The sequence below is a fragment of the Streptomyces swartbergensis genome (genome assembly GCF_002148965.1).
Lineage (GTDB): Bacteria > Actinomycetota > Actinomycetes > Streptomycetales > Streptomycetaceae > Streptomyces > Streptomyces swartbergensis.
On sequence record NZ_NGFN01000033.1, the window covers coordinates 1 to 15,088 of the forward strand.

The following is a 15,088-nucleotide window of genomic DNA, read 5'->3' on the forward strand; positions in this document are numbered from 1 at the left end:
GGCGAGGCGACGGAGTGCCGGTCGGTGGGGTGTCGGGCGCCGGAGCCTCGCGCGGCCGCGCACCGCACCACCCGTCCCCGGGCGACGGAACCCCGGGTGACGGCGCCTTCCGCTCCCTCACCGCGCACCGCATGAACCACCACCTGGTCTCCGGCGGCGTGGACGACGTCGTCAGCCACCTCGCCGCCGCACTCCCCGGCCGTCCCCGCGAGTGGTGCGCGGAACTCCTGGAGATCGCCCAGGCGCCCTACCCGGGCGGAGCGGACGCCCGGCGGGACCGCGCCCAGGGCCTGGTGCCGGTGGACGGCCCACCGCTGCGCCGCACCGTCGACCAGCTGCTGCACGCGGTGTGGCTGTGCGAGGAGCGGACCCGGCCGACCGGCAAGGAGACCGCCCGCACCCTCGCCAAACTGCTGGACCTCCTGTCGATCATGGACTTCGAGGGCGCGGGCCTGCTCAGCAGGACGGCCACGGACTGGAGCGGCCTGGCGGAGAACGAACAGCCCCTACTGCGCTGCACCTGCACCGAGCAGCTCCGGCGAAGGAGATGACGGGCATGCCCAGATGGCGGAAGATCCTCTTCTCACTGCTGGGCGCGGCGGCGCTCGCGGCAGCCTTCGTGTTCGGCTACTTGCTGCTGACCAGGCCGGACACCTGCGCGGACGGCGTGGAGCGGATCGACGGCGAGTGCATCGGCGTCAACGGCGACGGCTACGACTTCGGCACCCCGGAGATCACCGACGTGGCCCGGGCCATCGCACACGAGAACCGGAGAATCGAGAAACAGCCGTACGTCACCGTCGCGATGATGCTGCCGCTCCAGTCGGACCGGGAGGCCCTGCGCCGGCAGATGCGCAGCGACCTCCAGGGCGCGTACCTGGGACAGCGCCAGGCCAACGCGGGCGAGGGAGAACTCCCGAAGATCCGCCTGGTGCTGGCCAACCCCGGGCAGGACTACGGCCGTCAGTCGCGGGTCGTCGACACCCTGCTGCGGATGGCCGCCTCGCCCGAGGACCGGCTGCGCGCGGTCACCGGCTTCAACCTGAGCCTCGCCGCGACGGAAGCGGCAGTCGCCCGCCTGACGGAGAAGAAGATCCCGGTGCTCGCGGCCCGGATCAGCGGAGACCGGATCGCCAACGAGGACCGGCCGGACGGAATGGCGAAGGTCCGCTTCCCGGGCCTGGCCCGCATCCTCCCCACCAACCACGACGCGGCCCAGGCCCTGGCCGACTTCAACGGCGAACGCGGCCGCCAGAACCTCAGGACGGTCCTGGTCTTCGACAGACGCCCGGACGGTTACAACCAGTCGCTGGCGAAGGCCTTCAGCAGGATCGAGGAGAAGGGCCCGGCCGGCCCCGCCGCGATGTCCTTCGAGTCCCCGTCGATCGACGAGGCGGGCTCGACGGGCAACCAGTTCACCCAGACGGCCAACAACATCTGCGACTCCCGGGCCGACACGATCTACTTCGCGGGCCGCACCCTCCACCTGCGGATCTTCGCGCTGAAGCTCGCCGAGGTGGGCTGCGAGGACCGCCACTACACCATCATCAGCGGCTCCGACGCGGCCTCGTTGCGGCAGGACATGACGGAGAGGGACTGGGCCAGGCTCCGCGGCGACGACGGCAGGGCGAAGGTGACGGTGCAGTACGCGGCCCCCGCCCACCCCGACGCCTGGACGACGGAACTGACCGCCTGGACGAAGAAGTACACGGCGACCCACCACCGCAAGCCGGCCGAGCAGGACCTCCCCCAGTACCTGACCGAACCGAAGGCGGCCCTGGACACCCTCAGGCAGCAGATCAGTACGGAACAGCGCGAGGGCACAAAACTGGGCTCCACCCCCAACCTGGAGGACTCCCGGACGATGCTCGTCCACGACGGCCTCATCACGATCGGCAAGGCCCTCCACCAGGCCCAGAAGAACGACCCGGAATCGGTCCCCACCCGCGAGGACGTGGGCCGCCAGTGGTCCCTCCTCCAGTCCCGCCACCGCGTCCAGGGCACCAGCGGCCTGATCTGCCTGACCACAGGCGGCAACGCCTACGACAAACCGGCCGCGATAGTCGAACTGGACCCGGGCCGAAAGGGACCCGGCACCCTGAAGTTCGTCGGCCTGGGCTGGCCGACGGGCAAGCCCCAACCGAAGAACTGCGTGATTCCCAGCAGCACTTCCTGAACGCCGAGGGCGGCCCGTCGGGCAGCCGCGGGAGCCCCGTCGTTGCTCACGCCCTGCGCCAACCACTGAGCAGTTCCTCGGGTCCGTACGCCGCTTGGAGCCCGGAACAGCTGGTCCCGTTGCGGGAGACGGCCACGAGCGGTACGGGCTCATCGGTGACGGCCGCCCGGTGCTTCTGCAGCGCGGCCAGGTCGTGGCTGTCGAACGTCGAGTTCTCCAGCCACTTCACCGAGCCGAGGAAGAGCAGTTCCCTGGCCACCGGCTGCCGGTCGGCGCCCACCAAGTCGATCTCGATGTCGTTGCTGCGAGTCCAGTATCCGCCGATCGCCGGGGTGGCGGGCAGGAGCTCGTCCGGCAGGAGGCGGGCGAGGGATTCCCGGACGAGGGGCTCGATCGCCCGTCCCCGCCAGCTCGTCCACCGCTCCTTGATCCGGCTCAGCGTGAGATCTCCCCGCATCCGCTCGATCTCCGCCATGTGCGGATCCAGGAACGCGAGCCAGAACCGAAGGTACGGGTCGGCCACGCGGTAGCGGCGTTCCTTCGACGGTCTGAGCGAGATGGGCAGCTCGGCTGCCACCACCCGTTTCCCGGTCAGGACGTCGGTGGCTCGGGTGAGAGTCGTGTGGGCGATGCCGCCCGCGGCGCGCGCGATGTTGGTGAAGGTTCTCTCCCCGCTTCCGATGGCCCGTAGGACTTCCCTGCTCATCGCCTGCGGCGGGAACTCCGCGGCCAGTGACCGCTCGGCGGAGACCAGCAGTGCCGAGATCGGGTTGTCCAGCGAGTCGCGGAGGAACTCCCAGACATCCGCTCCGGGCCGCCACTCCGCGCAGATCAGCGGGAGACCGCCCGTGATCAGGGCGGCGTCGAAGGCGGCCGCCGGCTCAAGCTGGAGCATGTCGCCGATGTCGGCCGGGTTCAGCGGTCCTACGACCATCTCTCGCCCCCGCTGGTGGAAGGGGCGGTCGTAGCTGTCCAGCGCCTCCATCATCGACAGGTCGGAGCCGACCAGGAGGAGAAGTACGGGTTTGCGGCTGAGCAGACGGTCCCAGGCCCGCTGGAGCATGCCCTCGAAGGCGTCGATGCGGTCCATGAGATACGGAACCTCGTCGATGACGACCACGCTCGGCTCGTCGTCGGGAAGGATTTCCGCGAGCAGCCTGAATGCCGCGTTCCACTGCTCCGGGGTCTCTTCCGAGAACATTTCCCGTTCCGGGAGGGTGGATCTGGCGACGGCGTCGAGCAGCTCCGTCAGCTCGTCTTCGGCTGTACCTCCTGCCGCGGTGAAGAACAGATACGGCGCCTCTGTGCGCCGGAGAAACTCCTCGACGAGGCTGGATTTTCCGACCCGCCGCCGTCCGCGCATGAGGATGCACTGACCGGGCTGCGCCGCTCCGACGGCCTCGCGGACACCCTGGAGGGCGCGCCGGAGCACGGACAGCTCCCGGTCCCTGCCGATGAAACGCCGCACGGAACACCTCCGAGGGAGATAGTATTGACAGAGATACTATCTCCCTCGCTACTAACTTCCCTCCCCAGCCTCACTCCGTGTTGCGTGCCGATCACCCGTGAGTCTGATCGCCATGAGGCCCTGATCCAGGCCGACGACGAGATACCCGTCGGCCTCGACGACGGAGTAGACCTCGCGACGCACCGGGATGTTCATCACCGGCCGCAGCCCGTCGGCTGTCCACAGCCCCACGGAGCGCGCGGTCTGGCCCGCGCTGGCGAGCAGCTTGCGGGTGCCGAGATCCACGCGGCTGAGGCTGTTAACCCAGCCGTTGTGGAGTTCCCGCGCCAGCACCGTGCGCCCCGTGACGGGGTCGAGGACGCGCACTGAACCGACGCCCAGACTGTCCACCCCGTGATCGCACAGATGCTGGAGCACGGCCAGGAGGGTGCCGGTATCGCTTTCGAGCGCGAAGAGGCGTTCCGAGTCCGATGCCGGGATCTCCTGGGAAGCGAACATTTCCGACCGGTCCAGGTCCCAGAGGGTGACTGTGCCGGAGTCCGCCTGCCAGTGGCCGCGGTGGAGGGTGGCGAGCACGTTGCGACCTTCCAGGCCCAGGACGCAGAAATCGTCTGTTCGCCCTTCTGCGCCGGTACCGATGCCCTGGAGCATCTCGTCACTCGACGGCTCCCAGATGGCGATTCGGTCGGTTTTCTCCCCCCAGCAGGCCAGTGCGAGACACGGTCGGCCGTCGACCTCCACCGGCACCATTTCGCGCACCTGCATCCCTGTCCGGGTCCGCAGCATGACGCGTGCGGCGGGATCCCAGATCTGGACGGCGCCCTCCTCCTCGGCCTCGCCGCCGGCGATGGCCAGACAGGTGCGGTCGTCCACCTTCAGAGCGCACAGAGCCCAGATCAGGGCATGAGGGGTGACGACCCGGTCGATGAGCTTGCCCGTCGTCACATCGTGGATCGCCACGGTGCCGCCCGGCCCTCTGGCGGCGACGGCGGACCGGCCGCCGACACTGATCACGCACGGTGAACGGACCCAGCCTTCCACGCTGCCGGGCAAGTCCGGGGCCAACCGGCGGTCGAGGTCCCAGAGACGCACGGTGCAGTCATCGCCCGAGCTGGCCAGAAGCCACTCACCGTCCGATTCCACGGCACACACATCGCCCACCCAGCCGTCATGGCCCTCCAGACAGTGAGTCCGCCGACCCGTTACCGGATCCCAGACGACGATGGTTCCGTCGGCGTCTTGGGAGTAGGTGGCCACCACGTACGACTCGTTCGCGTGGTGCACAGCGGAAACGGTGAACAGGAAGCCCTCCCCTCCCCTGAGCAGTCGCACGGGCTTTCCGCTGCGCGGATCCAGGAGCAGGACGTCATCGCCATGGCTGGTGGCCAGAAGCGGGCCGTTCCGGCAGGGCACGGCGGCCACCGTTCGACGGACGAGGTCGCTGCTGAGCGCGGAGAACATGCGGACGGTTTCGCCGCTCGCCGGGTCCCAGATGCGTATCTGGTCGCAGCGACCCGTGCGGCTGATCCCGATCGCCAAGAGCGGGCGCCCGTCCAGCTCCAGGGCGCAGACACCGCTGATGTGGTTGCTCCGGGTGCGGAAAGTACGCCGTGGCTCGCCGGCCTCCGGGTCCCACACTGTCAGTCGGTGATCGCGGCCGACGCTGACCAGATGGGTACGGCCCGCGATATCGACGGTGCACAGAACCTCGATCGGCCCGTCATGTCCTTCCAGACCACGGAGCATGACGCCGGCCTCCGTGTCCCACAGTCGCACCGTGTGGTCACTTCCGGCACTGGCCAGAAGCGTGCGCCCACCCACAACCACCCCGCACAACGCCCCGACCCACCCGGAATACCCGGCAAGAGTCCGGACGGCCTCACCCGTCGCCACGTCCCAGAGCCGAATGCAGTTCTCGTCGGCACTGGCGAGCAGGTCGCGCTCGGCAGTGCGGAGAAAACAGAGGGCGTCCACATGCTCGGTATGCCCTTCGAAGACGGCGACGTCCAGCGACGGCGGCACGGTCGACCACAGGGCCTGGTACGGCGCGGCAGCATCGCCGTACCGGTATGCCGTTCCCAGGTCCTCCTGAACTTCCGTCACGCTGAACAGCGCCGCCCGTTCGCATGCCGGGGCATCGATGGCCCGTGGTGTCCGGCGCAGCAACTCCGCACGCCGCCGGCCTCCCTCTGTGACGGCGGAACGAGCGTGGGGGATGAGCCGGCGTAGATCGGCATGGAGCAGGTAGTCGTCCTCCTGCAGCAACTCGTCGATGACGCCACCCCGTTCCGCGTGCGTGGGCAGGGAACGGAGGAGGTAACGGTGTGCCGCCGCCCAGCCCTTCGTGCCCTCCGCGATGAAGGCACGGGTGACGGCCCGGTCGTCGGAGGCCAGGAGCGCGAGATCGGCGCGTGAGGCGCGCAGTGCGTCGTTCAGCGCCTGGTGGAAGAGCCGGAATGTGATGTCGTGGGATTCGCCGCACGTGGTCTCGATGAGAAAGTTCGCCGCGGAAGACCGCGCGAAGGCGAACAGCTCCCACTCCGCGGGAGCCGTACCGAACAGTGCGGTCAGAGCTGTTCGCCACAGGGCCGCCGGCAGACCCGGGCTCTCGGCATGAGCAAGGGGGATGAGCAGCTTCTCCGCAGACAGTCCGCTGACGTCGGGCAGGAGTCGCAGGTACTCGCGCAGTGAGGTGTCCACCGTCACCGGGAAGGAGACCTCGTCCGGATCCACAGCCTGTGGATCGTGCATTCCGTGGGCTCGGGCCACCAGCCCGGCAACCAGGAAATTGCCGTCGGCGAGCGTCGCGATGCGTTCGGCGACCGGGAGGGCGAGCATGCTGTCCGCGTAAGGATTTCCGGAGCGCTCGTCACCCTGGAGCTGGAGGGTGGCCAATGCGTACGCGATCAGGTCCGAGCGGTCCGAGAGCTCAGGCGCGTCGAGATCGAGGATCCGCGCCGACCGCCCGAAACAGCCCAGCAGATTGCCGGCGCCGTCCCGGCGCCGGGTCCCCACCACCAGGCGTACGCCCACGTCGGCGCAGGTCTCCGCGAGCGGCAGCACGATATGGCTGACGATGGCCCGCGCGTCGGCAGGGGAGGCCGCCTCGTCGAGCGCATCGACGACCAGGGTGAAGTGGCGACCGGACCGGTCCCGCAGACTCTCGCGTACGAGGGCCGGCAGATCGATGACCTGATCGGGCAGGGCCGTGGAAGCGGCGCGTGCGATCTCCCGGGCGACTTCCAGTGCGGTCTTGCCCTTGGTGTGCACCGCGCAGGCGACAGATCCCACCGGCGCACGCAGAGCGACGTCGTCGAGTGGCAACGACGCGGCGAGCTCCGAGTCCGCGGTCGTGATGATCCGGCCCAGCACCGCGGATTTGCCTGAGCCCGGCGCCCCTGTGATCAACAGCACCTGGCGGTCCGGCGGAGCGGCGGCGATCCATTCGGTGATCTCACGCAGTACGGCGGTCCGGCCCCGGAAGCGGAAGCCCTGTTCCGCGTCGGTGCTCACACCTCGGGCCCGCGGTCGCCAGTGCCTTTTCGCTTCCGGATCGGTGTCAAGAGACCAGCCCCAGGACGTCAGGGCCGTCTCGTCAGTGGCTTCGAGCGACCACTTCGTGAGTTCGCGTAGCCCCTCGCCCGGCAACAGCCGGTCGATCGCCCGCAGCGTGGTGGCCCGAGCGTCCCCCGTGCCGCTGTGCGCCTGGCCGATCACGCCGACAACCGCCTGGTACGCCGCTGACCACACCGCTGCCCCGCTGTAGCCGCTCCTGACCGGATAGCGGGACTCGTGAGCGTCGAGTCGCACCCAGCCGTGCCCGAGCGACTCGCCCACCAGCCCACGGGCCGAATTGCCGAGCACCCCGTCGGGAAAGCCGAACGACCACCACTCCGTACCGACCAGATCGCCGGGAGCCGCTCGCCTCAGCCGTGCTGCGAGGGCCTCGGGCAACTCCTCGGCCAAGTGCAGCACCGCTACGTCCCGGGCCTCATCGGCACCGCCTGATGGCAGCGTCACGTCGACGACCCTGACGCGGTGGTCGACGATCTCCTCCGCCTTGGGGAGGGCGACCCAGAGGACGCCGCACCTGGCCCAGGCGGTCCGGACCACGTGAGCACTGGTCAGCACTCGCCGCCGGTCGATCAGGACACCGGAGCCGAGAGGCCGCATGTCCCGTTCAGTGCCGTGGATCGCCGCCACCCACGTATCCCGCTCGGGTCGACCTCCTCGCGAGGCCGTGCTCATGGGCTGGGAGCGTCGTCAGTCGTCGCAGACCGCGGATCCCAGGTGAGGGTGATCTCGAAGTTGGCTTCCGTGGCCGCCTTGGCCACGATCCAGCTCGCGGTGCCGTTGACCTTGACACCGAACTTGACCTGGATCTGGTCGGGTCGCAGGGCCGCGACCCGGTCCAGTACGGTGCGAGCGGCCTCGACCGCCGGGCCGGCCGCGTCACGGACGCGTCCGGCGGCCTCGTCCGCTCCCACCGGATGCCAGTCCCCCGTCGGCTCGACCTCGAACTGGACCGCCGTCCCGTCGTCCAGCGCGTACGACACGATCTGCGTTGCCACTCCGCCCCCTTGCCTCATGTGGGCGCAAGAGCCTACAGCTCCAGGCGCGAGGGGCACTGGATGCTGCCTGAAGACGATCGCGGCCCAGCGTGGCCGAAAGCGGTCGGACCCGTACCCCCGGACGTCACGGATCCCCGCTGACCACCTCGACGAGCCGCCACTGCCCGCGCACCTTCACCGCGGACAGCAGGATCCGCCAGCCGGTCCGGGCCCGGGCGGCGATCTCGGGGCGTACGGGGACCGGGCCCACCGCCGGGCAGTCCTCCTCGTCGTCGTATCCCCTGTCGTAGTCCCTGAAGATGAGGGACCTGGCGGTCACTTCCGCGATCGTCAGGTACTGGCGGTCGACGCTGTCCTCGATGCGGGAGCGGTCGGGCCAGGGCACGAGGTCGTCGTGGACGAACGCGTCGACGAACGCCTTGAGGGAGGCCCGCTCGTCCACCGTGATGTCGATGTCCTCCAGGCGGCGCCGGGCCGCGTCGGCGTCGACGTGGCCGTTCGCGACCAGCCAGTTCAGCAGGTCGGTCACCACGAGCTTCGCTGCCCGGAGTTCGTCGGGCGAGGCGTGCTGCTTGTGCGGGAGGGTGCTGCTGAAGAAGGGGCCCAGTTCGTCGACGACCTCGGCGGGAGCCATCTCGGCGAGGGGCGTGCCGCCGTACCAGCCGATACTGAAGCGCAGCGTCGAGACGACCGCGTCGGCGTCCTCGAACGCGTGCATGTCGTCCCACCGCTCGGCCAGGAACCGCGACAGCGCGACAGCCAGCGTGGCCTCATCGCCCTGTGCTCCCGCCCTGACCACCTCGCCGCGGTGCTGGTGGTAGGCCAGTTCGGCGGCCAGGTCGCACGGCACCTCGTCCGCCCACTCGTCGTCCGCGTCTTCCTCGTCGTACTCGTCCGCCCATTCGTCGGGTTCCTCCCACTCGACCTGGTGCCGGGCGAGCAGCGGACGCAGCCTCTCCCACAGGTCGGGCTCGTCGGGCGGGCGGCGCTGGGCGCGCTTCTCGTGCAGGGTCTCGTCGGCCACGCAGATCCGCACGCGCGACGGCCGGGTCAGCGCCGTGAGCCCTTCCACGACGGCCGCCAGCGCCATCCGGTGGGACGTCACGCCAGTGCCGCTGCCGCTCAGTTCGCGCTGGTGAGACCCGTACGTCAGGACCGTCGCCCACCCGCCGTACCCGTCCTCGCACCTCCCGGCCGCGTGCAGCACGACCTCCTCCGAGGCAAGACCCATCCGCCCTCCCGAAGACGCCGAGACGACGCGATGATCCCATCGCAGCAGAGCCGCCTGCCAACGATCCACGCTTTCCTGAATTCAGGAATCGATGTACTATCGGGCGGTGCTGACTGTTGCCCCCGACATCGAAGTGCTGGCCCGGTTCGGCCGTGCGCTCGCCGACCCGATCCGCTGCCGCATCCTGCTCGCGCTGCGCGAGGCCCCGGCCTACCCCGCCGACCTCGCCGACGCCCTCGGCATCTCGCGCACCCGGCTCTCCAACCACCTCGCGTGCCTGCGCGACTGCGGACTGGTCGTCACCGTGCCCGACGGCCGCCGCACCCGCTACGAACTGGCCGACGAGCGCCTCGGGCACGCGCTGGACGACCTGCGTGCGGCCGTGGTGGCCGTCGAGACCGACCGCACCTGTGCCGAGGCCGGCGACAAGGGATGCTGCTGATGACGGCGATATCCCTCGGCCCCTCCCCGGCCCGCCGAGACGTGCTCGCCCGCCGGATACGTCTGCTGGTCGCGGCGACGATCACCTACAACGTCATCGAGGCGATCGTCGCCATCACCGCCGGCACGCTCGCCTCCTCGACCGCCCTGATCGGCTTCGGCCTGGACTCGGTGGTCGAGGTCTCCTCCGCCGCCGCGGTGGCCTGGCAGTTCTCCGCCCGTGAACACGCCGTGCGCGAGGCGCGGGAGAAGACGACCCTGCGGATCATCGCGCTGTCGTTCTTCGCGCTCGCCGCCTACGTCACTGTCGACGCCGTCCGTGCGCTGACCGGCACGGGGGAGGCGGAGCGTTCCGTCCCCGGCATCGTGCTCGCCGCCCTCTCCCTCGCGGTCATGCCGTTCCTGTCGGCGGCCCAACGCCGGGCGGGCCGTGAACTGGGCTCCGCCAGCGCGGTCGCCGACTCCCAGCAGACCCTGCTGTGCACGTACCTCTCGGCCGTGCTCCTGGCCGGCCTGGTCCTCAACGCCACCCTGGGCTGGTCGTGGGCCGACCCCGTCGCCGCCCTCGCCATCGCGGCCATCGCCGTCAAGGAAGGCCGGGACGCCTGGCAGGGCAAGGGCTGCTGCGCGCCCTCGGCCGCTACGGCCCCGGTCATCGGTGCCGAAGCGGGCGGGGCGTGCGGCTGCCGCGCAGACTGCGACTGCTGTGACTGACCGTCCGCACGAGCGCCTCGCTCGTGTCGTCCTACTGCTCGGCCAGGGAATCGGCGTCGGCCTTGACGACGTACACCTCCCAGCGTTCCCGGCCGGGGCCGCTGACCCAGACCTTGTCCTGGAGGGCGTAGCAACACGTGGTGTCGTCCTCCACCTCGGTGGACAGGCCGGCCTCGCCCAGGCGGGCGGTGGCGGCGTGCACCGCCTCGGTCGTCTCGACCTCGACGCCGAGGTGGTCCATGCGGGTCGCCTCGCCCGCGGTGCCTTCGATGAGAACGAGCTTCAGCGGCGGCTCGGCGATGGCGAAGTTGGCGTAGCCGTCGCGGAGTTTGGCGGGCTCGGTGCCGAAGAGCTTGGTGTAGAAGGCCACGGATGCGGCGAGGTCGGGGACGCGGAGGGCGAGCTGTGCACGGGACGTCATGGCGAACCTCCTGGAGTGGACGGGGAGTTCAGCAGCCGCCGGAGGCGGTGGCCGGGGCGCCCGTGCCGATCTGCACGGTGGCCGGGGCGCCGCAGCAGCCGCCGCCCTCGCTGTCCTGGGCGGCGTCGGGCTCGTCGAACAGACCGGCTCCGCCGCACACACCCGTCTCCGGCAGGGTCAGCTCGACGCGCTCGGCGGCCTCACGGTCCCCGGCGATCGCGGCGGTGACGGAGCGGACCTGCTCGTAGCCGGTCATCGCGAGGAACGTGGGCGCGCGGCCGTAGGACTTCATGCCGACCAGGTAGACGCCCTGCTCCGGGTGGGAGAGCTCGTTCACGCCGTGCGGGTAGACGGTGCCGCAGGAGTGGACGTTGGGGTCGATGAGCGGGGCCAGGGCGGTGGGCGCCTGGAGGCGGTCGTCCAGGCCCAGGCGGAGCTCGGACAGGAAGGACAGGTCCGGGCGGAGACCGGTCAGGACGATGACCTCGTCGACCGGGTCGAGGCGGCGGCCGTCCTCGGCGATCAGGACCAGCCGATCGCCGTCGTGCTCCACAGCCTGTGTACGGAACCCGGTGACCGCGCTCGCGCGGCCTTCCTCGACCGCGGCCTTGGCACGCAGGCCGAGGGCGCCGCGAGCGGGCAGCTGGTCGGCCTCGCCGCCGCCGAACGTCGAGCCGGTGATGCCGCGGCGCAGGATCCACACCGCGTGCGTGCCCGTCTCCTCCTCCGCCAGGTCGGCGAGGGCGGCGAGGGCGGTGAAGGCGGAGGCGCCGGAACCGACCACGGCGGTGCGCCTGCCCGCGTACCGGGCGCGGACGACCGGGTCGCCCAGGTCGGGGACGCGGTAGGAGATGTGCCCGGCGGCGGCCTTCTCGCCGAGGGCGGGCAGACCGTCGGCACCCAGCGGACCGGGGGTGGGCCACGTGCCCGATGCGTCGATGACCGCGCGGGCGCTGATCCGTTCCTCGCGGCCGTCGGCCGCCAGGACGTGCACGGCGAACGGCTGCTCGTCGCGGCCGGAGTCGACGATGCGGTCGCGCCCGGCGCGGGCGACGCCGGTCACGGTGACGCCGTAGCGGACCTTGTCGCCGAGGACGTCGGCGAGGGGCTGGAGGTAGTTCTCGGCCCAGTCACCGCCGGTGGGGTACGCGGAGCCGTCGGGGCGGGTCCAGCCGGTCGGGGCGAGGAGCTTCTCCGCCGCCGGGTCGGTGACCTCCGACCAGGTCGAGAACAGCCGCACGTGCGCCCAGCCGCGCACGGCCGTGCCGGCCGACGGCCCGGCTTCCAGGACCAGCGGTTCAAGGCCGCGCTCGACGAGACGGGCCGCGGCGGCCAGGCCGACCGGGCCGGCTCCGACGACCACGACGGGCAACTGGCCGGTGGTGGGCACGCTGCTGATGGACACGGCCACGAGGTTCCCCTTTGATTCGACATCTGTCGATGGCTTGTGTGGCCAGCATGACACCTGCTTCGACACCCGTCAACATAGACACCTGTCTAATCAGTGACCTGTCTGACCAGAGACGCCTGGTCCGATTGGTTCGACGCATGTCAACATAGACGCATGTCGAATACGCAGGCGCTGCCGCTGCTGGAATCCGATGCCCCCGAGGCCGTGGCGCCGTGCTGCCCGCCCCTCACCGAGCGCCCGTTCACCGCCGAGGAGGCCGAAACGGCCGCGCGGATGTTCAAGGCCCTCGGGGACCCGGTGCGGCTGCGACTGTTCTCGGCGGTGGCCTCCCACGAGGGCGGCGAGGCGTGCGTGTGCGACATCTCCGACGTCGGTGTCTCGCAGCCGACGGTCTCCCACCACCTGAAGAAACTGAAGGAGGCCGGGCTGCTGACCTCCGAGCGGCGCGGCACCTGGGTCTACTACCGCGTCGAGCCGTCCGTGCTGACCGCGATGGGCAAGCTGCTGACCAGCGGCATGTCGGTCGCAGGCTCGCCTTGAGCGGATTGCGGTCACGAGCCTCACGCACGGGCGGTACGGCGACTCCGCGCTGAGCGCCGCCGGTGCAGCCCGGGCGGCGCGTCAGCTGTCCTGCGATACCGCCGTCAGCTGGCGACTGGCGCTGAACTTCCGCCGCCAGGCCAGCGAGACGTAGACGAGCGCCACCAGAACCGGCACCTCGATCAGCGGCCCGACCACCCCCGACAGCGCCTGACCGGACGTCACACCGAAGCTGGCGATGGCGACCGCGATGGCCAGCTCGAAGTTGTTGCCGGCCGCGGTGAAGGCGAGGGTCGCGGTGCGGTCGTAGGCGAGGCCGATGACCTTGCCGAAGGCGAACGTGCCGAACCACATCACCGCGAAGTACACCAGCAGCGGCAGCGCGATGCGGGCCACGTCCAGCGGCTGCGAGGTGATGGTCTTCCCCTGGAGGGCGAAGAGGATGACGATCGTGAAGAGCAGGCCGTACAGCGCCCACGGGCCGATCTTCGGAAGGAAGCCGGACCCGTACCTCTCGCGGCCCAGCTTCTGCTCGCCGACGCGGCGGGTGAGGAAGCCGGCCAGCAGCGGGACGCCGAGGAAGATGACGACGTTCAGGGCGATCTTCCACATGGAGGTGTCCAGGTGCTCGCCGTCACCCAGGTTCAGCCAGCCGGGCAACAGGTCGAGGTAGAACCAGCCGAGCAGGCCGAACGCCAGCACCTGGAAGACCGAGTTCAGCGCGACCAGGACCGCTGCCGCTTCGCGGTCGCCGCAGGCGAGGTCGTTCCAGATGATGACCATCGCGATGCAGCGGGCGAGGCCGACGATGATCAGGCCGGTGCGGTACTCGGGCAGGTCGGGAAGGAAGAGCCAGGCCAGGGCGAACATGACCGCCGGGCCGACGAGCCAGTTGATGACCAGCGACGAGACCATGAGCCGCTTGTCGCCGGTGACGGCGTCGAGCTTGTCGTAGCGGACCTTGGCCAGCACCGGATACATCATGATCAGCAGGCCGACGGCGATGGGCAGCGAGATGCCGCCGATCTCGACCTTGGCGAGGGCGTCGTTCAGGCCGGGGACGGCACGGCCCAGGACGAGCCCCAGGGCCATCGCGGCGAGGATCCACAGGGCGAGGAAACGGTCGAGCGTCGACAGCTTCGCGACGACCGATGACTCCTCGGCGGTCGCGGATGCTTCGGTGCGGGTCACGGGCAGGCCCTCTTGTTGTCGGCGGCGGTGCGTGCGGACTCGGCCAGGTCGGCGAACTGGCCGGCGAGCCGGTCGATGACGTCGGGGCGCAGCCTGTAGTACGTGTACCGGCCGCACGGCTCCGTCTCGACGACACCGGCCTCGCGCAGCACTCTCAGGTGGTTGGAGAGATTGGTCTGCCGGGCGCCGGTCTCCTCCACGAGGTGGGTGGTGCACAGCGTCTCTTCGGCGAGCAGGGTCACGATCCGGAGCCTGAGCGGGTCGGCCAGCACCCGGATCAGATCAGTGTCGACTGACGTCATCATGGGCTGATACTGTCACATCAGTCCAAGCTGATATCAGTCAGAGCTGAAACAAGCACTGCTGACGAAGGAAGAGCCGATGTCCTCCAGCCCGCTCGCCTCCGTGCTGTTCGTCTGCGTCCACAACGCCGGGCGTTCCCAGATGGCTGCCGGATTCCTCCACCACCTCGCGGGCGACCGGATCGAGGTCCGCTCCGCCGGTTCCGTCCCGGGCGACCAGGTCAACCCCTCCGCGGTCGAGGCGATGAAGGAGGTCGGCATCGACATCACCGACGCGAAGCCGAAGATCCTCACCACCGAGGCCGTCCAGGCGTCCGACTACGTCATCACCATGGGCTGCGGCGACGCCTGCCCCATCTTCCCCGGCAAGAAGTACCTCGACTGGGCCCTGGAGGACCCGGCGGGCAAGGGCGTCGAGGCCGTCCGCCCCATCCGCGACGAGATCAAGACCCGCATCGAGGCCCTGATCGCCGAGATCGACGCCGCCGGGCCCCGGCTCCAACGCGGCAACTGAGACCACGCACGTCGAAGGGCCCATCGCGAACGGTGGAACCACGCCCGCGTGCCCGGCTGTCGCCGTTCTCCTCAGGAGAGCTCCTCAGGTGAGGTCGGAGAGATCCAA

The 15,088-nt window shown here is 70.1% G+C and carries 13 protein-coding genes and 2 pseudogenes; 6 read left to right on the forward strand and 9 right to left on the reverse strand.

Translation table 11 applies throughout. From position 1 onward, the window contains the following. Both CA983_RS08240 and CA983_RS47120 read left to right on the forward strand, forming a co-directional pair. Positions 1-551: pseudogene (locus CA983_RS08240) on the forward strand (hypothetical protein); the annotation flags it as partial. A 5-nt stretch (positions 552-556) separates the two neighbouring features. Next, positions 557-2,176: an ABC transporter substrate-binding protein gene (locus CA983_RS47120; protein ID WP_244206738.1), complete on the forward strand. Its 1,620-nt coding sequence runs from the start codon at positions 557-559 to the stop codon at positions 2,174-2,176. A gap of 46 nt (positions 2,177-2,222) precedes the next feature. Here the strand turns inward: CA983_RS47120 and CA983_RS08250 are convergent, their stop codons facing one another. The 5 genes and pseudogenes from CA983_RS08250 to CA983_RS08265 all read right to left on the reverse strand — a co-directional run bounded on the left by CA983_RS08250 (position 2,223) and on the right by CA983_RS08265 (position 9,446). After that, a complete protein-coding gene (locus CA983_RS08250; protein WP_086600216.1) occupies positions 2,223-3,644 on the reverse strand; it encodes an ATP-binding protein in 1,422 nt (473 codons plus the stop codon). A 51-nt stretch (positions 3,645-3,695) separates the two neighbouring features. After that, positions 3,696-7,361: a WD40 repeat domain-containing protein gene (locus tag CA983_RS08255; RefSeq protein ID WP_244206740.1), complete on the reverse strand. Its 3,666-nt coding sequence runs from the start codon at positions 7,359-7,361 to the stop codon at positions 3,696-3,698. 57 nt (positions 7,362-7,418) lie between these two features. After that, positions 7,419-7,892 (reverse strand): annotated as a pseudogene (locus CA983_RS49415) (trypsin-like peptidase domain-containing protein); the annotation flags it as partial. After that, positions 7,889-8,215, reverse strand: coding sequence for a CU044_2847 family protein (locus CA983_RS08260; protein ID WP_244206742.1), 327 nt, complete (start codon positions 8,213-8,215; stop codon positions 7,889-7,891). The pseudogene CA983_RS49415 and the gene CA983_RS08260, both read right to left, overlap by 4 nt. 124 nt (positions 8,216-8,339) lie before the next feature. Continuing rightward, on the reverse strand, positions 8,340-9,446 hold the full coding sequence (locus CA983_RS08265) for a ribonuclease H family protein (RefSeq protein ID WP_086600218.1): 1,107 nt from the start codon (positions 9,444-9,446) through the stop codon (positions 8,340-8,342). A 106-nt stretch (positions 9,447-9,552) separates the two neighbouring features. On the opposite strand from CA983_RS08265, the gene CA983_RS08270 reads away from it, so the two are divergent. Continuing rightward, positions 9,553-9,888 (forward strand): ArsR/SmtB family transcription factor, encoded by a 336-nt coding sequence (locus CA983_RS08270; RefSeq protein WP_086600240.1) that lies wholly within the window; start codon positions 9,553-9,555, stop codon positions 9,886-9,888. Beyond that, a complete protein-coding gene (locus tag CA983_RS08275) occupies positions 9,879-10,601 on the forward strand; it encodes a cation efflux transmembrane domain-containing protein (protein ID WP_425276430.1) in 723 nt (240 codons plus the stop codon). The genes CA983_RS08270 and CA983_RS08275 overlap by 10 nt, the downstream gene beginning before the upstream one ends. A gap of 31 nt (positions 10,602-10,632) precedes the next feature. Here the strand turns inward: CA983_RS08275 and CA983_RS08280 are convergent, their stop codons facing one another. Together CA983_RS08280 and CA983_RS08285 are read right to left on the reverse strand one after the other, a co-directional pair. Next, positions 10,633-11,022, reverse strand: a complete 390-nt coding sequence (locus CA983_RS08280; protein ID WP_086600219.1) for an ArsI/CadI family heavy metal resistance metalloenzyme — start codon at positions 11,020-11,022, stop codon at positions 10,633-10,635. Between the two features lie 28 nt (positions 11,023-11,050). Beyond that, positions 11,051-12,427: an NAD(P)-binding domain-containing protein gene (locus CA983_RS08285; protein WP_208636920.1), complete on the reverse strand. Its 1,377-nt coding sequence runs from the start codon at positions 12,425-12,427 to the stop codon at positions 11,051-11,053. A 159-nt stretch (positions 12,428-12,586) separates the two neighbouring features. On the opposite strand from CA983_RS08285, the gene CA983_RS08290 reads away from it, so the two are divergent. After that, positions 12,587-12,973, forward strand: coding sequence for an ArsR/SmtB family transcription factor (locus CA983_RS08290; RefSeq protein WP_086600220.1), 387 nt, complete (start codon positions 12,587-12,589; stop codon positions 12,971-12,973). Between the two features lie 81 nt (positions 12,974-13,054). Here the strand turns inward: CA983_RS08290 and arsB are convergent, their stop codons facing one another. Further along, positions 13,055-14,164, reverse strand: a complete 1,110-nt coding sequence (arsB, locus tag CA983_RS08295; RefSeq protein ID WP_086600221.1) for an ACR3 family arsenite efflux transporter — start codon at positions 14,162-14,164, stop codon at positions 13,055-13,057. Beyond that, on the reverse strand, positions 14,161-14,469 hold the full coding sequence (locus CA983_RS08300; RefSeq protein ID WP_086600222.1) for an ArsR/SmtB family transcription factor: 309 nt from the start codon (positions 14,467-14,469) through the stop codon (positions 14,161-14,163). Before CA983_RS08300 ends, arsB begins: the two co-directional genes overlap by 4 nt. Before the next feature lie 76 nt (positions 14,470-14,545). On the opposite strand from CA983_RS08300, the gene CA983_RS08305 reads away from it, so the two are divergent. Then, a complete protein-coding gene (locus CA983_RS08305; protein ID WP_086600223.1) occupies positions 14,546-14,980 on the forward strand; it encodes an arsenate reductase ArsC in 435 nt (144 codons plus the stop codon). The last annotated feature ends 108 nt before the right edge of the window (positions 14,981-15,088 follow it).